The sequence below is a fragment of the Tolypothrix tenuis PCC 7101 genome, from assembly GCF_963874875.1.
Taxonomy (GTDB): Bacteria; Cyanobacteriota; Cyanobacteriia; order Cyanobacteriales; family Nostocaceae; genus Aulosira; species Aulosira tenue.
In genome coordinates this window covers 6,629,093-6,648,027 of record NZ_CAWNJS010000001.1, presented here as the reverse complement: position 1 = coordinate 6,648,027, position 18,935 = coordinate 6,629,093, and the positions used below count along the sequence as shown (strand labels likewise).

Annotated in this window: 11 protein-coding genes and 1 pseudogene; 7 read left to right on the top strand and 5 right to left on the bottom strand. The window is 41.3% G+C overall.

Features of this window, described 5'->3' with window-relative positions; translation table 11 throughout:
• The first annotated feature begins 6 nt into the window (after positions 1 to 6).
• From AACU25_RS26235 to AACU25_RS26220, 4 genes and pseudogenes are all read left to right on the top strand, one after another.
• Positions 7 to 5,958, top strand: a pseudogene (locus AACU25_RS26235) (DNA-directed RNA polymerase subunit beta'').
• Between the two features lie 222 nt (positions 5,959 to 6,180).
• Positions 6,181 to 6,501 carry a hypothetical protein gene (locus tag AACU25_RS26230; RefSeq protein ID WP_096580692.1) on the top strand — a complete coding sequence of 107 codons (321 nt, stop codon included), beginning with the start codon at positions 6,181 to 6,183 and terminating at the stop codon, positions 6,499 to 6,501.
• Between the two features lie 53 nt (positions 6,502 to 6,554).
• Complete coding sequence (locus AACU25_RS26225) at positions 6,555 to 7,100, top strand: GIY-YIG nuclease family protein (protein ID WP_096580690.1); 546 nt, start codon at positions 6,555 to 6,557, stop codon at positions 7,098 to 7,100.
• A gap of 142 nt (positions 7,101 to 7,242) precedes the next feature.
• On the top strand, positions 7,243 to 8,304 hold the full coding sequence (locus AACU25_RS26220; RefSeq protein WP_096580688.1) for an S-layer homology domain-containing protein: 1,062 nt from the start codon (positions 7,243 to 7,245) through the stop codon (positions 8,302 to 8,304).
• Between the two features lie 189 nt (positions 8,305 to 8,493).
• On the opposite strand, the gene AACU25_RS26215 is transcribed toward AACU25_RS26220, so the two are convergent.
• The 3 genes from AACU25_RS26215 to AACU25_RS26205 form a co-directional block, all read right to left on the bottom strand.
• Positions 8,494 to 8,928, bottom strand: coding sequence for a CAAD domain-containing protein (locus AACU25_RS26215; protein ID WP_045868907.1), 435 nt, complete (start codon positions 8,926 to 8,928; stop codon positions 8,494 to 8,496).
• 856 nt (positions 8,929 to 9,784) lie between these two features.
• On the bottom strand, positions 9,785 to 10,243 hold the full coding sequence (locus AACU25_RS26210) for a pentapeptide repeat-containing protein (RefSeq protein ID WP_096580686.1): 459 nt from the start codon (positions 10,241 to 10,243) through the stop codon (positions 9,785 to 9,787).
• Positions 10,244 to 10,615: 372 nt separating this feature from the next.
• Complete coding sequence (locus tag AACU25_RS26205) at positions 10,616 to 11,482, bottom strand: alpha/beta fold hydrolase (RefSeq protein ID WP_096580684.1); 867 nt, start codon at positions 11,480 to 11,482, stop codon at positions 10,616 to 10,618.
• A gap of 227 nt (positions 11,483 to 11,709) precedes the next feature.
• On the opposite strand from AACU25_RS26205, the gene AACU25_RS26200 reads away from it, so the two are divergent.
• The 3 genes from AACU25_RS26200 to AACU25_RS26190 are packed head-to-tail and all read left to right on the top strand — an operon-like array spanning position 11,710 to position 14,175.
• Positions 11,710 to 12,525: a DUF1206 domain-containing protein gene (locus tag AACU25_RS26200; protein ID WP_096584081.1), complete on the top strand. Its 816-nt coding sequence runs from the start codon at positions 11,710 to 11,712 to the stop codon at positions 12,523 to 12,525.
• A gap of 59 nt (positions 12,526 to 12,584) precedes the next feature.
• Positions 12,585 to 13,739 carry a glycoside hydrolase family 10-like protein gene (locus tag AACU25_RS26195; RefSeq protein WP_096580682.1) on the top strand — a complete coding sequence of 385 codons (1,155 nt, stop codon included), beginning with the start codon at positions 12,585 to 12,587 and terminating at the stop codon, positions 13,737 to 13,739.
• A gap of 19 nt (positions 13,740 to 13,758) precedes the next feature.
• Positions 13,759 to 14,175, top strand: a complete 417-nt coding sequence (locus AACU25_RS26190; protein ID WP_096580680.1) for a C6orf136 family protein — start codon at positions 13,759 to 13,761, stop codon at positions 14,173 to 14,175.
• A 144-nt stretch (positions 14,176 to 14,319) separates the two neighbouring features.
• On the opposite strand, the gene AACU25_RS26185 is transcribed toward AACU25_RS26190, so the two are convergent.
• Both AACU25_RS26185 and uvrA read right to left on the bottom strand, forming a co-directional pair.
• Positions 14,320 to 15,570, bottom strand: a complete 1,251-nt coding sequence (locus AACU25_RS26185) for a sensor histidine kinase (RefSeq protein WP_422641113.1) — start codon at positions 15,568 to 15,570, stop codon at positions 14,320 to 14,322.
• Positions 15,571 to 15,867: 297 nt separating this feature from the next.
• Positions 15,868 to 18,762, bottom strand: a complete 2,895-nt coding sequence (uvrA, locus tag AACU25_RS26180) for an excinuclease ABC subunit UvrA (RefSeq protein ID WP_096580678.1) — start codon at positions 18,760 to 18,762, stop codon at positions 15,868 to 15,870.
• Positions 18,763 to 18,935 lie beyond the last annotated feature (173 nt).

Genomic DNA, 18,935 nt, shown 5'->3' with positions numbered 1-18,935 from the left:
TTAAGTATGAGAAACGCCCAAACCAATCAGTTTGACTACGTAAAAATCGGCTTGGCATCACCAGAACGCATTCGGCAGTGGGGCGAACGCACTTTGCCTAACGGTCAGGTTGTGGGTGAAGTTACCAAGCCAGAAACAATCAATTACCGTACTCTCAAGCCAGAGATGGACGGCTTATTTTGCGAACGCATCTTTGGCCCAGCAAAAGATTGGGAATGCCATTGCGGTAAATATAAAAGAGTTCGTCATAGAGGCATTGTTTGCGAACGCTGTGGTGTAGAAGTTACCGAGTCACGGGTGCGGCGGCACCGCATGGGATATATTAAACTCGCTGCCCCAGTTGCTCACGTTTGGTACCTCAAAGGGATTCCTAGCTATATTTCCATTTTGCTAGATATGCCCTTGCGGGATGTAGAACAAATTGTCTATTTCAACTCTTATGTTGTTCTTAGCCCTGGTAATGCCGAAACCTTAACCTACAAACAGCTACTCAGTGAAGACCAGTGGCTGGAAATTGAAGACCAAATTTATAGTGAAGATTCCCAGCTACAGGGTGTAGAGGTAGGTATTGGTGCTGAGGCCCTGTTACACTTACTCGCTGATATTAATTTAGAACAAGAAGCCGAAAGCCTCCGGGAAGAAATTGGCAATGCTAAAGGACAAAAGCGAGCCAAGTTAATTAAACGCCTGCGGGTAATTGACAACTTCATCGCTACGGGTTCCAAACCAGAGTGGATGGTAATGGCAGTTATCCCTGTGATTCCTCCAGACTTACGCCCAATGGTGCAACTCGATGGTGGTCGATTTGCCACCAGCGATTTGAATGATTTGTATCGCCGAGTCATTAACCGGAATAATCGTCTGGCACGCCTACAAGAAATTTTGGCACCAGAAATTATTGTGCGGAACGAAAAGCGGATGTTGCAAGAGGCAGTAGACGCTTTGATTGACAACGGTCGGAGAGGACGCACTGTAGTTGGTGCCAATAATCGTCCGTTGAAATCTTTATCCGACATTATTGAAGGTAAGCAAGGGCGCTTCCGGCAAAACTTGTTAGGTAAACGGGTTGACTACTCGGGTCGTTCTGTAATTGTGGTGGGGCCAAAATTAAATATCCACCAGTGCGGTTTGCCCAGAGAAATGGCAATTGAGCTATTTCAGCCCTTTGTGATCAATCGCTTGATTCGCAGCGGTATGGTCAACAACATCAAAGCAGCGAAAAAACTCATCTCTCGTAACGATCCCAGCGTGTGGGATGTACTGGAAGAAGTGATTGAAGGACACCCAGTACTGCTGAACCGGGCACCGACACTGCACCGTTTAGGGATTCAGGCATTTGAGCCAATTTTGGTGGAAGGGAGAGCTATTCAACTCCATCCGTTAGTTTGTCCGGCATTTAACGCTGACTTTGACGGTGACCAAATGGCGGTACACGTACCCCTGTCTTTAGAAAGTCAGGCAGAAGCGCGGTTATTAATGCTGGCTTCTAACAATATCTTGTCGCCAGCTACCGGGAAACCAATTATTACACCCAGCCAAGACATGGTATTGGGAGCATATTATTTAACTGCAGAAAACCCTGGTGCAACCAAAGGGGCAGGCCGGTATTTTGCTTCTCTTGACGACGTAATTATGGCGTTCCAGCAAGAGCAAATTGACTTGCACGCCTATATCTACGTGCGGTTTGATGGAGAAGTAGAATCAGACGGACCCGACACAGAACCACTGGAAGTGACAGACAACAGCGATGGTACTCGAACTTTGCTGTATAAATACCGCCGAGTCAGAGAAGACGCTCAAGGAAATTTATTGTCTCAGTATGTCCGCACGACACCAGGCCGCGTTATTTACAACAAAGCAATTCAGGAAGCACTGGCAAGCTAACTTGGGGATGAATCACTAATGACAAACGAACAGGCAATTTTCCGCAATCGCGTAGTTGATAAAGGCCAGCTGAGAAATTTAATTTCTTGGTCTTTTGTAAATTACGGTACAGCACGTACCGCAGTCATGGCGGACAAACTGAAAGACTTAGGATTTCGCTATGCCACCAAAGCTGGGGTATCTATCAGTGTCGATGATTTGATGGTGCCACCTTCCAAGCGGGCGCTGCTAGAAGCAGCTGAAGAAGAAATTCGCGCTACTGAAGCTCGTTACCAACGTGGGGAAATTACGGAAGTAGAACGCTTTCAAAAGGTAATTGATACCTGGAACGGTACTAGTGAAGCCCTGAAAGATGAGGTAGTTGTTCACTTTAAAAAGACCAATCCCCTCAATTCCGTGTACATGATGGCATTCTCTGGTGCACGGGGTAATATCTCCCAAGTCCGGCAGCTGGTAGGGATGCGGGGATTGATGGCAGATCCCCAAGGGGAAATTATTGACTTACCCATCAAAACCAACTTCCGCGAAGGACTCACCGTTACGGAATACATTATTTCGTCTTACGGTGCCCGCAAAGGGCTGGTAGATACAGCCTTACGGACGGCTGACTCTGGTTATCTCACCCGTCGTTTGGTAGACGTATCCCAGGATGTGATTATTCGGGAATTTGATTGCGGGACTACCAGAGGTATTCCCTTACGGGCGATGGTAGAAGGTGGGAAAACAAAAATTTCCTTGGCTACACGTTTATTGGGAAGGGTGTTAGGTGAAGATGTCATAGATCCCAAAACCAAAGAAGTCATTGCCCCTCGCAATACCCCAGTTTCCGATGAATTGGCAGCAAAAATCCAAAAATCTGGCGTAACTGAAGTCTTGGCGCGATCGCCCTTAACTTGTGAAGCGGCACGTTCAGTTTGTCAACATTGCTACGGCTGGAGTTTAGCCCACGCCAAGATGGTGGACTTGGGTGAAGCTGTAGGGATTATCGCTGCCCAAAGTATTGGGGAACCAGGTACCCAGCTAACTATGCGGACATTCCACACAGGTGGTGTGTTCACAGGGGAAGTAGCACAACAAGTACGTTCAAAAATTGATGGGACTGTCAAAATTCCTCGGAAGCTGAAAGTAAGAGCATATCGTACCCGTCACGGTGAAGATGCTCTGTATGTAGAGGCCAACGGTATCCTGATTTTGGAACCGAAAAAAGTCGGAACCGATACCCCGCCTCCCCAAGAAGTGCATCTCACTCAAGGCTCTACACTTTATGTATTTGATGGGCACCAAGTAAAACAAGGTCAGTTGCTAGCAGAAGTTGCCCTGGGGGGACGTACAGCTCGCGCTAACACCGAAAAAGCAGTAAAAGACGTAGCAACAGACTTGGCAGGGGAAGTACAGTTTGCGGAAGTTGTACCCGAACAGAAAACAGACCGCCAAGGCAATACCACCACCACAGCCGCTAGGGGTGGTTTGATTTGGATTTTGTCAGGGGAAGTGTATAACTTACCACCTGGTGCTGAATTGGTAGTGAAAAATGGCGATGCGATCGCCTCCAATGGTGTACTCGCAGAAACCAAACTCACTACCTTGCATGGTGGTACAGTCCGCTTGCCAGAAGCTACTCCCGGTAAGAGTACTAGGGAAATTGAAATTATCACTGCTTCTGTTGTCTTAGACCAAGCTACTGTCACCGTTCAAAGCTCCCAAGGTCGCAACAACTACCTAGTTACTACTGGTAATAACCAAGTATTTAACCTCAGAGCTACACCGGGCACAAAAGTGCAAAATGGTCAAGTGGTAGCGGAATTAATTGATGACCGCTATCGCACCACCACTGGGGGCTTCCTGAAATTCGCGGGCGTAGAAGTTCAGAAAAAAGGTAAAGCCAAGCTCGGTTATGAAGTAGTACAGGGTGGTACCCTACTGTGGATTCCCGAAGAAACCCACGAAGTCAACAAAGACATCTCCTTGCTATTGGTGGAAGATGGACAATTCGTGGAAGCTGGCACCGAAGTCGTGAAGGATATCTTCTGCCAAAACAGTGGTGTAATTGAAGTTACTCAGAAAAACGACATCTTGCGGGAAGTCGTGATTAAGCCAGGTGAACTGCTGATGGTAGACGATCCCGAAGCAGTCATTGGTCGAGACAACACCTTCATTCAACCCGGAGAAGAATTCCAAGGTACAGTAGCTACCGAATTGCGCTATATCCAGTATGTGGAATCTCCAGAAGGCCCAGCTTTATTGAGCCGCCCAGTAGTAGAGTTTGCTGTACCCACCAACCCTGATGTGCCATCTACCACATCTGTAAGCCAACAAACTGGACGTTCGATTGAGTTACGGGCAGTACAAAGACTACCTTACAAAGATTCTGAGCGTGTCAAGTCTGTGGAAGGCGTAGAACTGCTGCGTACCCAACTAGTTTTGGAAATCGAGCAGGAAGGCGAACAAGACCACAATGCTTCTCCTTTAGCAGCGGATATTGAATTAATCCCCGATCCTGACAATGCCGATCTTCAGCGCTTGCAGTTGGTGATTTTGGAATCCTTGGTGATTCGTCGCGATATTGCTGCTGACGCTACCCAAGGTAGTACCCAAACTTCACTAGAAGTACAGGATGGACAAACCATCGCCCCTGGTGCAGTTGTTGCTCGTACCCAAATCTTGTGTAAAGAAGGCGGTACAGTGCGCGGTGTCCAAAAAGGCTCAGAAAACGTCCGTCGCTGTTTAGTTTTACGTGAAAGTGTTGACAAAATCACAGTCAATACTAGCGTCCAACCCAAAGCTAAAGCAGGAGACTTGTTAGTTGAAGGTGCAGAAATTGCCCCTGGCATTTTTGCTCCTGAATCTGGTCAAGTCCTTAATATCAGAAATACGACTGCTAGTGCTGCGGCTGGAGAATCAGCACTCAGTACTCAAAATTACTCCGTTGATATCCGTATTGGTCGTCCCTATCGAGTCAGCCCTGGTGCTGTGTTGCAAATCGAAGACGGCGATTTGGTACAGCGTGGTGATAACTTGGTGTTACTGGTATTTGAACGTGCCAAAACTGGGGACATTATTCAAGGTTTGCCCCGGATTGAGGAACTACTAGAAGCCCGCAAACCCAAAGAAGCTTGTATCTTATGCCGTCGGGCTGGTGAAGTTAAGGTAGTTTACGGCGATGGTGATGAAGCGATCGCAATTAAAGTAGTAGAACCGAATGGAGTAGTCACAGACTATCCCCTTGGCCCTGGACAAAACTTAGTGGTGACAGATGGTTCCCATGTATCTGCAGGACAACCCCTCAGTGATGGCCCTTCTAACCCCCACGAAATTTTGGAAGTCTTCTTTAGCCTGGGTTCTGAAGATGGAGTCTACGCTTGTGCTAGCCATGCTTTACAAAAAGTGCAAACATTCTTGGTGAACGAAGTGCAGTTAGTATATCAATCCCAAGGTATTGATATTGCTGACAAACACATCGAAGTAATTGTTCGCCAGATGACTAATAAAGTCCGGATTGATGATGGTGGTGATACCACAATGCTTCCGGGTGAATTGGTGGAATTACGCCAGGTTGAGCAGGTGAACGAAGCAATGGCGATTACTGGCGGTGCTAGGGCACAGTATACCCCTGTATTATTAGGGATCACCAAAGCATCCTTGAACACCGACAGCTTTATTTCTGCTGCTTCCTTCCAAGAAACTACCAGAGTCTTAACCGAAGCCGCCATTGAAGGTAAATCTGACTGGCTGCGGGGGTTAAAAGAAAACGTGATCATCGGACGCTTGATTCCTGCGGGTACTGGGTACAATGCTTATGAAGAAACAGGAGCCATTGATGATTACGCTGCACTAGATAGCAGCAGCGTCTTAGATGAAGTAGATGATCCGTTAGATATGGTGCTGGACGATCGCACAGCTCGTACCTACAATTTAGATGCTCCGTCTTTGACTGAACCTACTTTTGGTGCTACTAGACGTACAGAACGGTCTATTTTGGATGACGATGACTTAATCGCCGATGAAATCACCGACCTTGTAGATGATGATGACTATGAGGATGATGATGACGATGATGAGGACGATTACGAATAAGAACCTGAACAGGTAAAAATTAACTAAAGGCAAAAGAAAATTTTCTTTTGCCTTTTTTTGTTGTTATAAAAATTATGAATTACAAATTCACTAGCCCCACTAAAATGAATTGATGACAGAGTTTGGTGAGCGAATCATTAACTTAATCTCAATTCGTAATTTGTTAGGCTATCGCTGCCAAAATATCATCTGTTATTAAGTTTTTAATTACGAGTAAATATTATGCCTCTCAAGATTGTTCAAAACTTTGATAGCAGTTTTTCTCTAGAACCCCAGGCTCAAGAGAATATATACAAATTATTAACCAATGAGACATTTTTAAACCAAGTTGCTCAACAATTAAAATGTGAAAAAGTTGAATTTACTGAATTACTTTTCCAGCCAGTTCCTTATAGTTTAAATACTCCTAAAGGAATGCCTAAAGAATTTGAGAAATATCATGGAGTTAAAGAGTACGCTATTATCAACGTACCGCCGAATTTTATGTTTAATGCCAAAATTTTTCAGCCTAGCCGCCTTTGTGCAATTTACAAAATTGTTTAATTTTATTTTGACGTTCTGTTTAGTGAAAAAATTATTCAACTTTAATTTAGCTTATGGCTACTGAAACAAATATTCCGTTGTTGGCGACGCTAGATTATGTCAATTACATAGATGATCATGGGCAAATACCGGAACAATTCCAAGGTAAAATTGGAGTCTATGCCATTTTTGACCAAGACAAAGTATTGCAATTCGTTGGCTACTCTCGCGATGTTCACGCTAGCCTCAAGCAGCATTTAGTACGTCAGCCGCAACAATGCTACTTTGTCAAAGCTCAAACCATTGACCGTCCCAGCCGCGCTATTTTAGAAAATATTGAGCAGGCTTGGATTGCAGAAAATGGTACTGTGCCATTGGGAAATAGCGATCGCAAAGCTGAATGGACAAACGCCATCAATGCGAAAGCGATGATGACAGCCGCAGAACAGGAAAATTATCAAAATCCTGTTAATGATGAATTGGCACAGATGAAAATCTTGAAAAATGTCGCACGGCGAGTGGAAGCGGAGATTTTAGCGGTATTGGAAAGCCGTGGTGTACAAACGCCAATTCGCTTCAATCCCAAGTTGAAGGAAGAAGGACTACTGGATTTGAAATAAATGTAGTTGTTTCTACATATAGTTTAATAACTTCAATCATTAGTAAGCATTGCCAAAGCCCCAAAAATTCAATGGGGGTATTAATATTTGATCGAACAACTTAATTTAGGATGTCTAGTGTACTGATGGTACGGTGCCTAAAATGACAAATACACCTCCCGATCCTGAGTCATCCCCAAAAACTGCCCTTGGATTTGACGAATTTATCGCCGTTCTAGTCGCTTTTAGCACAATTGGCGCGGTTTTATTTTGGTCGTTATCCCGTAAAGATACAAGCTGGGATTTTAACGGTTTACTATCTCTATCCCCAAAAACCTCAGCTACGACTCAGCAAAAACCAGTTTCACCCTCGCCTGTTCCGACAGTACAACCAGAAGCAGATACAGATGTAGATAATTTGCGATCGCCTCTACCTGCACCTATTGTTGTACCTAGCAGCGCTCCATCTATAATTGACAAGGCCCCTGCAACCTCGGTTTTATTACCTGCTGAGATTGCGCCAACTATTTCCCCCCAAGCACAAGGGCCTGTACCATCTTCTATCACAGTCAATCCCGAACCATTTTCTCTGGTAACTCCCTCAAAACCAAAGTTAACCATCCCGCCACCCATAGCATTTAATGATGTCCCGGCTGATTTTTGGGGTTTGCGTTTTATTAATGTTCTTTCTTCGCGGGGTATTATCAAAGGTTTCCCAGATTATACTTTCCGACCAAATCAACCTGTAAACCGTGCTGAGTTTGCAGCTATATTGCAAGGAGCGTTTGAATATAAACCAGTTAAGAATACACTCAAGTTTAAAGATGTAACGGATAAATCTTGGGCAAATGCTGCAATTAACCAAACTATTAGTGCAGGATTTTTGAAAGGGTATCCTAACCAAACTTTTCAACCAGAACAAAAGATTCCACGAGTACAAGTTTTAGTAGCTTTGGTTAGTGGTTTGAATCTCAAAACACCTGCATCACCAGAGAAGATTTTAACAGTATATAAAGATGCTAAAGATATTCCTAAATATGCCACTGACAAAATAGCAGCAGCTACTGTTAATGGCCTAGTTGTTAACTATCCAGATGCGGATGTCTTTGCTCCCAACAAAGAAGCTACCCGCGCTGAGGTAGCTGCAATGGTCTATCAAGCTTTAGTCAAAATGGGAAGATTGGAAAAAATTCCATCGAAAAATATTGTCCGTGTACCGCAATAAGGCAAAAAATACCAAAACAATAAAGGGAGTCTGCTTTAACAGACTCCCTTTATTTCGATGTAGACTCCGCACCATTAAAAGGTGGGAGATATATAACCGAACTTGATTGCGATCGCTTTTAGTAAGATTTAGAGCTAATAGCAGGGTCAAGCTGACATATTAGGCTGGAAAATTGCGATCGCTAATAAATTACTCGGAAACGCTTTTGCCAACAACCTGTGATTTCAGAGTTGTAATTTCGTTGGTTAACTCTTTCCGAGTTGAAGCTTTGAGTAAATAACGGTAAACAAACCAGGCTGAGTAACCAATACCAATCAATTCAAAGGTAGGCGCTACCAAAGGAATATCGTTCAAAGAGTCTAATATCGCCAAAAGTACCCTAACAGCAACAATTGCGCCTACAATTAAACCTACGGAAATCAACGGCTGCTTGTATTGATTGAAGAAGCTACCCAGATATTCAGGGAGTGTGCCTAAAAAGCCTGAAATCTGTTCTCCGTACTTCAGCCATTGTTCTTGAGACTGCGCGGGAGGCTGGAGCTTGGTTATGGTTCCTGTTTGGTTGTTGATATCTGTCATCGTGGTCTCTGAGGACTTGGTTTCTGTGTATTCCGGTTCTGGCATTTTCGTTTCCATAAATTGTAACAGTTGAGTTTCTCTAATCTGGACAATTACAACCAAAAGGCTGTTGATTAGGCGATGCATGAGAGCATCTGTACAACTGAAGTTTGGGGTTCAAAAGGGTTTTAGTGTCCTATCACCATAATTGCCCCTTAACTACTACTTGATCAACTACAGGGTAGGAAGTCAGTAGGAGGATAGAAGTTCAGAAGGCGGTAAGGAGCTATTTAAATTAGCTTTCTGAGTTCTGCGGTGTTAAATCAACTGGAATCCTCAGGTTGCTATTATCCCATGTCATGCCAATTGCCCATTATCGTACTTATTAGAAGTACAAATCTTGCAAAAGTCAGTCCACCTCTCATTTATACAGGTTTAAAGCTCGATTTCAGCGGATATTAAAGCTATCTTAAGCACTAATTAGTTATCGAACCTATAGGTAGTGATATTAATACTTAATAAAATTCTTTATGTATTCAAATATACTAGACATATAAGCTATTTTGTGATATACAGCCTAGGAACTACAAAAGAGTTATTTCTAGCTCTTAATTGTGAGATTTGCTGATGAGGAACTAGGTGGAAAAATTGCTGAGTTTTGAAGATTTAAGTATTGATTAAAAATACTCATCCCTCATTCCTAATCTCTAGTCCCTATTTTATTGATTGATATCCTAGTACTTATACCTCTTCAGGAATAAATAAAGCCATATAGAGCTATAGAAATTTCATCCACAGAAAGACTGAGGCGATGTTTTGGGTTCTTGTAGAGAAATTTGGGGATAAGCGATCGCAAGTTAATGTTATTTTGCTTATCCCCAATCTACTACTCTATGTAGTGTTGATGCTTACTTAGTTCAGCCTATTTCCAATCAGGAATTTCTACTGCGTCTTCACCACCAATGCCGATACCAGTGTGATAAATTTCTGCATCAGTCAGAGTGAGATTATCCATTGAAGCGCGATATACATTGGAATCGTAAACTTTAGCGCGAGTCAAATTGGCATTATCAAGATTGGCTTGCTTTAAATTCACATTGGTTATGTAAGCTGAAGTTAAGTTAGCGCCTGACAAGTTTGCACCCGTGAGATCTGCACCCTCAAGGTTAGCGCCGCTAAGATTAGCATTTTGAAGATTTGCATTTCTTAAATCAGCACCAATCAGATGAGCACTACTGAGGTTGGCTCCTTCTAGACGACACCCGACACATTCCCCAGTGGTTAACAACTTTTGCAAGTCTTGCGAATTATCAGCTTTTACTGCGCCAGTAAAAAACAGGGGAGTCGCTAAGGCTAATGCCGCTAATAGCTGGAGTTTCATAATTGTCCCCCTTTGCACTTAAATTATGTCCGTTCTTTTCCTCACAAATCTATTATCTCACTAAATTCAAAAAATAATGTTAATTGATAGTACAAACTGCTATGACAGCTATAGAAAATTTCAATTCAAAGACTCATAATCTATCTATATCAAGCTTCTCATAAATTGTGAATCTTTTGTGTATTCATGCTGCACTGTAAAATTACTTATATTTTAGGAGGATGTTTACGACTTATTTATTTACAATTTTGTTCCCAGGAACTTTTTGTTAAAAATTCTTAAGCAAATGTACATTTTGCGGTATTTTGTTAGGAAAAGCTAACATTTTTTATCTTGCCTAGTACAAGACTAGACAAGATAAAGTAAGCGCATTTAAATGCTTAAAAAATCACGCATATACTGATTGACTAAATCTGGTTTTTCTTGCTGTACCCAATGGCTACAGTGAGGGATGTATTTAATTTGAAAATCTTTGACGTAGGCTTCTGTACCATAACTCAGTTCTTTACCCAGTGCTGTATCATCTTCGCCCCAAATCATCAGCGTTGGAACTTGCAAAATTCCCCAATTTTCTTGTAAGAGTTTTTGGTCGAAAATGTTGCGATAATAATTGAGCATTGCAGTGAGGGCACCAGGTTTAGCCGCAGCATTTTTATAAGCGTCAATATCTGCTTGGCTAAAAGCATTTTTATCAACTGCCATACCTTTAAAAGCTGCTTCAATTGGGGCATAATTTCCCATTTGAATAGCTAATTCTGGTACCAAAGGTAACTGGAAAAATGCCATGTAAGAGCTTTTTAGCATTTGTTGCGGATTGCGTAAGCCTTCGGAAAATTTTGCTGGATGAGGCAGATTCAGGATAATTAGCTTTTCTAACATCTCAGGATGAGTATATGCGAAATTCCAGGCGATCGCACCTCCCCAATCATGTCCGACTAATACACATTTTTCATATCCTAAACCTTGAATTACTCCCTTAACATCTTTAACAAATTTATCCATCACATAAGCAGATTTGTCTTCTGGTTTATCGCTATCGTTATAACCACGTAAATCCAGAGCAACTACTTTAAAATCTTTGGCGAATTCTGGGATTTGATACCGCCAAGAATACCAAAATTCTGGAAATCCATGTAACATCAACATCAAAGGGCCTTCGCCTTGGGTGACGTAGTGGAGTCTCACGCCATTAGTAGTGATATATTCATGTGTCCAAGTGGGTTGAACTACAGCAGTCATAAATCTTACTCCATTGATATAAAATACCGTTGGTTTATCTGAGAGATGACTGCATTATCTTTTCTCAGGCTTATTACAACATCTGTTAAAAGAAAAGTTTCAGTAATAGATTTAATGAATATAAAATTGATAAATATATCTTGAGATAATCTAAATATTGCCAATAGATAGATGTTAATAATATGTAAATTCTGCTAAAAGAATTTGCATAAATTATGGACAATACAATGACACAACATCTAATGGATCGCCCATCATTATGGGTAGAAAGATTAGGCAGATTTGGTTATGCATCCAAAGGAGTAGTTTACGCTATTGTTGGTTTACTAGCAGCACAGGTGGCTTTTGGTACAGGTGGCAAAACAACTGATACTAAAGGTGCTTTACAAACACTAGGAGAACAACCTTTTGGACAAATTTTACTGGCTTTGGTAGCAATTGGCTTAATTGGATATGTACTGTGGCGCTTTGTTGAAGCTATCAAAGATCCAGAACATAAAGGTAATGATGCTAAAGGTTTAGCACAGAGAATTAGTTATGCAATCAATGGTTTTATATATGCAGGTCTAGCTTATAGTGCTGTGCAAATTCTCTTGGGATCTAGCAATAGTGGTAATAGTAACTCAACTCAAGATTGGACAGCGCGTCTACTTTCTCAACCTTTTGGACAATGGTTAGTAGGAACTGGCGGCGCATTCGTTATTGGTTTAGGTTTTTATCAGTTTTATAAAGCTTATAGTACTAAGTTCCAAAGAGAATTCAATCTATCTGAGTTGAGTAATAAAGAACGTAAATGGGTTATTGGTATCTGTCGATTTGGTTTAGTCGCTAGGGGAATTGTATTCTGTATTATTGGCTGGTTTTTTATTCAAGCTGCAACGCAATATAACGCTCAAGCTGCTGGAGGCGTGGATGAGGCGTTACAGACTTTAGCACAACAACCCTATGGCCCTTGGCTTTTAGGCTTTGTAGCCTTGGGTTTAATTGCTTATGGTATTTATATGGTGATTAAAGCGCGGTATAGTCAGCTAGTCATGAATTAAAAATTGCGTTCCCCACTGGGTTACTGCAAATAGCGCACGCTTTGTTTTTAGATACGCACATGAGCTTAATAGAAACACGTGGTGTTTGGCTGACTAATACCGATAGTAAAGTACTGAAGTCACAGCAACGCATTGCTGAGGCAATGGATTTTCTGGCTGAGACAGGATTTAATGTTGTATTTCCTGTGGTTTGGAATAAAGGAGTCACGCTGTATCGTAGTCAAACGATGCAGCAAACATTTGGGGTAGAAATTGACCCCAGTTTTGCTGGTCGTGACCCTTTAGCGGAAGTAGTTGCAGAAGCGCGGCGGGTTGGACTCAAAGTTATTCCTTGGTTTGAATATGGCTTTGCAAGTTCCTACAACTTAAATGGCGGAATGTTGTTGCAAACAAAACCGGAATGGGCAGCGCGCGATCGCGATGGTAAACTACTTAAGAAAAATGGCTTTGAGTGGATGAATGCTCTTGACCCGCAAGTGCAAGAATTTTTATTGAGCTTAGTGCGGGAAGTTGTGCAGAATTATGATGTTGATGGCATTCAAGGCGACGATCGCTTTCCTGCATTACCATGCGAAGGTGGTTATGATGAGGGTACGATCGCACGTTACCGCCAGCAATTTAATCAAAATCCGCCACAAAACCCTCAAGATAGTCAATGGTTAAAATGGCGTGCGGATATTCTGACGGAATTTTTAGTATGTCTCTATCAAGAAGTTAAAAGCATTAATCCTAATTTAATTGTGTCGATGTCTCCCAATATTTATGATTGGGGATTTAAAGAGTATTTACAAGATTCAGTTACCTGGATAAATCGCGGAATTGTGGATATGATTCACCCACAAATTTACCGCCGTGACTTCCAAACCTATAAATGTGTTGTTAATAAATTGATTACTGAACAATTTACAGATGCAACTTTACCCAAGTTAGCGCCAGGAGTTTTAATGAAGCTTGGTACTTACTGTATTACGCCTGAACACCTTCTGAAAGTAATTAACTGCAACCGTAAACGCGGTATTAACGGCGAAGTCTTCTTTTTTTATGAAGGTTTGCGAGAAAATAATAATGCTTTAGGTCAATTACTCCGGAGTGGCCCCTATGCTCAACCTGCCTCATTTCCAACTTTAGCTGATTTGACAGTAAGTAGTGCGGATAGCAGAAATAACTTATCACTTTGGCAGAAGTTGGTAAGATTTTTTAGAAACCTTTTCTAATCAGGGGGGGGGAATACAAATGCAGGTAGAACAGGTAATTGAGATTCTCAAACAAGATTTACCAACTCTGTTTGAAAAAGATATTTCTTATGATATCTATACACAGGATATTTACTTTCGCGATCCAGTAAATAAATTTAAATATAAATTCAATTATCGGATTATATTTTGGACGTTAAGATTTCACGCACAGCTATTTTTTACGCAAATTTTCTTCGATTTGCATGAAGTTTATCAGTCAGCCGAGGATACAATTCTAGCGAAGTGGACAGTGCGAGGTGTATTGCGCGTTCCCTGGAAAGCGAAGATATTTTTTAATGGTTATTCCACTTATAAGCTCAATCAAGAGAATTTGATATATGAGCATATTGATACTTGGGATAGAAAACCTAGTGAGATTTTGCGACAGTTTATCGAAAAAGGCAAAGATAATTAGTCCAGTAGGATGCGTTAGCGTCAGCGTAACGCATCATATTATTAATTACCACTTACTCAAGCAAAAGTCGCTGCCCAGATCCCCGACTTTTTGAAAAAGTCGGGGATCTAAATTTCAGTAACGCATCATATTATTAATTACTAGCTATTTCTTCAACGTAAAAAAGAACTTACTACCTTGACCCACTTCCGATTCTACCCAAACTGTACCGCCATATAGCTCTACAATTTTCTTGACCAAAGATAAACCAATTCCCGTACTATCTGAATTATCATCATTAGATAATTTCTGAAACATTTGAAAAACTTTTGTAAAATATTTTTCTTCAATACCCGGGCCATTATCAGCAATACTAAACTGCCAATAACTATTATCTTCAGTACAGTTAATAATTATTTGACCTTGTGGCTTATCGATAAATTTAATAGCATTACTCAATAAATTCTGAAAAATTTGTTTGATTCTAGTTGTCTCAGCGCTAATAATTGGCAATATACTTGTAATTTCTATTTGAATATTTTCTGGTGGTGCAAGCAAATCAATTACATCTCTCACCACATCATTTAAATTAACTTGGGTCTTTTGTTCTCGATAACTGCCAGCGCGAGAATATTGTAAAATCCCATCAATGAGATTGTACATTTTTTTAACTCTACTGATGAGCAATCTGACTAATTCTTTTCCCTCATCATCAAATTGATCGCCATAATCACTTAATAGCCATTCTGATAATGAACTGATTCCTCGTAGAGGCGCTTTCAAATCGTGAGAAACTACATAAGCAAAATCATTTAAATCTTGATTGGCACTTTTTACCGCCTTTAATAATTCAGCCATTTTTTCTTGAGATTGCTGACGTTGAATAATTTCTTGTTGGAGTTGCTCATTAGTTTTTGCTAGTTCAGCAGTGCGTTGTTCTACTAATTCTTCTAAGGTTTCTTTGTATTTTCTCAATTCTTGCTCGACTCGCTGTCGTTCTGCATTTTCATCTTTTAAAGCCATATATGCAGCTTCCAATTGTGCAGGACTGGGGAGAGCGAGTGCTTGGGGAACTAAAGGTATAAGAGTAATTGCTGTATATAAAGAAATGAGTGCAGTGATAGCTTTCATCGCACCAGATAGCCAATAAACAGGGTGCCAAAGTGTCCACACTTCCATCAGATGTGTGGTTCCACAAGAAATGATGAAAGCTCCAAATAATAGAAAAATTACTTTAAATGGAATGTCATCTCTTTTACGAACAAAATATATGAGAGTGAGGGGAATTGAGTAGTAAGAAAGTGCAATGAGAGTGTCAGCTAAGATATGCAACCAAACTAACTCTGGTTTCCACAGGTAACAATGGCCATGTGGAATGAAATTCCCTGAAGAGAAGAAATTGTAAAGCAATTCCACTAGCAACCCTCCAACAGATAAGCTGATTTTATGATGCTCATCCAAAAAATTATATCTGTGGGAAGAGACATTTGTTTTAGTTTGTTGCTTGAGGGAATTCAGATACCCACGTTTAACTTTAGCGCTTATAAGTCGCTGTTAGATAAAGGAAGTATATAAAAAACTCGATGCTCTCAATACGGTTCGGTTAAAAATTTTTTGTTATGATTTTGGGGTTATGGAGACGCGATGAATCGCGTCTCTACAAGATTTAAACGTCAATCGATTTGTTTGATCCGAACTGTATTCTTCGCACTGTTACTTCTTCAAAGCTGGATACTGTTGCAATACCTGACGCAAATATTCGCCAGTGTAAGAACGGGGATTGGCTGCAACTTCTTCTGGTGTTCCTACTGCAATTACTTCTCCACCCTTATCGCCACCATCTGGGCCTAAATCTATTACCCAGTCAGCGCAACGAATGACATCTAAATTGTGTTCAATTACTAAAATTGAATTACCTTTATCTACCAAACGTTGCAATACATCTAGCAATTTGTGGACATCATAAAAAGATAAACCTGTTGTAGGTTCATCAATTAAATAAAGTGTCTTACCTGTGGCGCGACGAGATAATTCTGTTGCCAATTTTACGCGCTGTGCTTCGCCACCAGATAAGGTAGTTGCTGGTTGACCTAATTGAACATAACCTAAGCCAACATCAACTAAAGTTTGTAAGCGGGTAACAGCTTTGGGGATGTTTTGAAAAAAGTCTAAACTTTCTTCAACTGTCATGTTGAGAACGTCGGAAATGGTTTTATCTTTGTACTTCACCTGCAATGTTTCGCGGTTGTATCTCGCACCTTTACAAATTTCACATTGCACATAAACATCGGGTAAAAAGTTCATTTCGATGACATTTACACCCTGTCCGCTACAAGCTTCGCAACGTCCACCTTTAACATTAAAAGAAAATTGTCCGGGTTTATAGCCTCTCGCTTTGGCTTCTACTGTTTGGGAAAAAACATCACGAATGACATCAAAAACGCCTGTGTAAGTTGCAGGGTTAGAACGTGGTGTTCTCCCAATAGGAGATTGGTCAATAACAATGGCTTTATCAACAGAATTTAATCCCTTAATTTCCTCTATTTCTTTGGGTAAAGGAACTCTCTTTGTTAAATGATGTTGTAATGCTGGGTAAAGTAATTCATTAATTAAGGTAGATTTTCCTGAACCAGAAACACCAGTCACAGCGACAAGTTTACCCAAAGGAATTTCGACATCAATATTTCGCAGATTATTGCGATGGGCGTTTTTAATTGTCAAACTCCGCCCGTTTCCTTCACGGCGTTCGGCTGGTGTATGAATTACTCGCCTTCCTGATAAATAAGCGCCTGTTAAAGAATCTTCTGCTGTTAGTAATTCCTGCAAATCACCTTGGGCGACAATATGACCACCATGAATTCCTGCACCAGGGCCAATATCAACAATGTGATTCGCTGCACGAATGGTTTCTTCATCATGCTCTACCACAATTAAGGTATTACCTAAATCGCGTAATTTAGTTAAAGTTTTGAGTAATCTGCCGTTATCTCTTTGATGTAAACCTATACTTGGTTCATCTAAAACGTAGAGGACTCCTGTTAAGCCTGAACCGATTTGTGTGGCGAGACGAATACGTTGAGCTTCACCACCAGACAGGGTCATGGCGGGACGGTCGAGAGTGAGGTAATCTAATCCAACATCCAGTAAAAATTGCAATCTAGCTTTAATTTCTCGTAGGACTAAATCAGCAATTTGAAATTGGCGATCGCTTAATTTTAATTGTTCAATTCTCTGCCGAGAATCGCGGATAGAAACACCCGTTAAATCTAAGATTTGATACTGTCCTAAACGCACTGATAAAGCTTCTGGTTTTAACCGCTTACCATGACAAACTTCGCAGGGTTGATCGATTAAATAATCTTCTAATTTCTGCTTAATTAACTCAGAACCACCTTCATATTGTCTTTGCAGGATAGGAATCACACCTTTGAAGCTCTGTTTCCGCTCGGCTGCGGTATTGGCTTCTTCTCCATGTAAGATAATGTTTTGCTGTTCTGAAGTTAATTTGCTCCACTGAACTTGTAATTCAAATCCGTGAGCTTGCCCTAAAGCATAGAGCAATTCTAAATAATAAGAATTATCTTTTTCTGACCAAGGTGCAATTGCTGCATAAACTGGTGCATCGCTATCAGGAATAATTAAATCTGGCGAAAATCTTTTTAAACTACCAATTCCATGACAATTAGGGCAAGCACCATAAGGTGAGTTAAACGAGAACAATCGCGGTGATAATTCTTCCATCACCGCCCCATGCTCTGGGCAAGCAAAGTTCTCAGAAAATACTAATTCTTCTTCTGTTTGTCCTTCGTCATTTGTTATTTGTCCTTTGTCATGAGTGAGGAGAATATTGGCTATTCCACCTGACAGTTTGAGACAAGTAGATAATGAATCAACTAAACGTTCTTGGATGCCATCTTTTTTGATTAAACGGTCGATGACTACTTCAATAGTGTGAGTGAAATTCTTGTCTAATTCAATGGAATCGGATAATTCTCTGACTTCACCATCAACGCGCACCCGCACAAAACCTTGGGAAGCCAAACTCGATAACAGTTTGCGGTGAGTGCCTTTTTTACCTCTAACTACAGGGGCGAGAATTTGAAAGCGAGTGCGATCGCTTAAATCCATAATCCGATCTACCATCTCATCAATGGTTTGCGGCGAAATACAGCGATCGCATATCGGACAGTGGGGTTCACCCGCCCGTCCAAACAGCAGCCGCAAATAATCGTAAATTTCTGTCACCGTCCCCACTGTGGAACGGGGGTTATGAGAGGTAGACTTTTGGTCAATCGAAATCGCCGGACTTAAACCTTCAATCGCCTCCACATCCGGCTTATCCAATTGTCCCAGGAATTGCCGAGCATAGGCGCTGAGAGATTCCACATAGCGGCGTTGTCCTTCCGCGAAGATGGTATCAAAAGCCAAAGAAGACTTACCCGAACCAGAAACGCCAGTAAAAACAATCAGGCGATCACGTGGTAATTCTAAATCAATATTTTTCAGATTATGCTGCCTCGCACCCCGAATACGAATCGTATTCTGGTTGTTGTGGCTCTTGTGCGGAAGATGTCCATTCAAGGATGCGGCTAGCTTTTGCTCTGACATATCGGCAAGCTGATGGTGAAGGAGGCGTGAAACAGTCCTTAATAATACTATCTTTACTGGAGTTATAGTAGAACGTGCGTACTGTTATATTTTAGTAGTGATTTTACGCCCGCTTGGGGAGATGAGGAAGCAGGGGGGCAGGGAGCAGGGAGCAGGGAGCAGGGGAGAATATA

Excerpts from the sequence above, each read along its gene's own strand:
- AACU25_RS26230 (WP_096580692.1), top strand. The coding sequence starts at position 6,181 with ATGCCTCTCAAGATTGTTCAAAACTTTGATAGCAGTTTTTCTCTAGAA.
- AACU25_RS26225 (WP_096580690.1), top strand. The coding sequence starts at position 6,555 with ATGGCTACTGAAACAAATATTCCGTTGTTGGCGACGCTAGATTATGTC.
- AACU25_RS26220 (WP_096580688.1), top strand. The coding sequence starts at position 7,243 with ATGACAAATACACCTCCCGATCCTGAGTCATCCCCAAAAACTGCCCTT.
- AACU25_RS26215 (WP_045868907.1), bottom strand. The coding sequence starts at position 8,928 with ATGCCAGAACCGGAATACACAGAAACCAAGTCCTCAGAGACCACGATG.
- AACU25_RS26210 (WP_096580686.1), bottom strand. The coding sequence starts at position 10,243 with ATGAAACTCCAGCTATTAGCGGCATTAGCCTTAGCGACTCCCCTGTTT.
- AACU25_RS26205 (WP_096580684.1), bottom strand. The coding sequence starts at position 11,482 with ATGACTGCTGTAGTTCAACCCACTTGGACACATGAATATATCACTACT.
- AACU25_RS26200 (WP_096584081.1), top strand. The coding sequence starts at position 11,710 with ATGACACAACATCTAATGGATCGCCCATCATTATGGGTAGAAAGATTA.
- AACU25_RS26195 (WP_096580682.1), top strand. The coding sequence starts at position 12,585 with ATGAGCTTAATAGAAACACGTGGTGTTTGGCTGACTAATACCGATAGT.
- AACU25_RS26190 (WP_096580680.1), top strand. The coding sequence starts at position 13,759 with ATGCAGGTAGAACAGGTAATTGAGATTCTCAAACAAGATTTACCAACT.
- uvrA (WP_096580678.1), bottom strand. The coding sequence starts at position 18,762 with ATGTCAGAGCAAAAGCTAGCCGCATCCTTGAATGGACATCTTCCGCAC.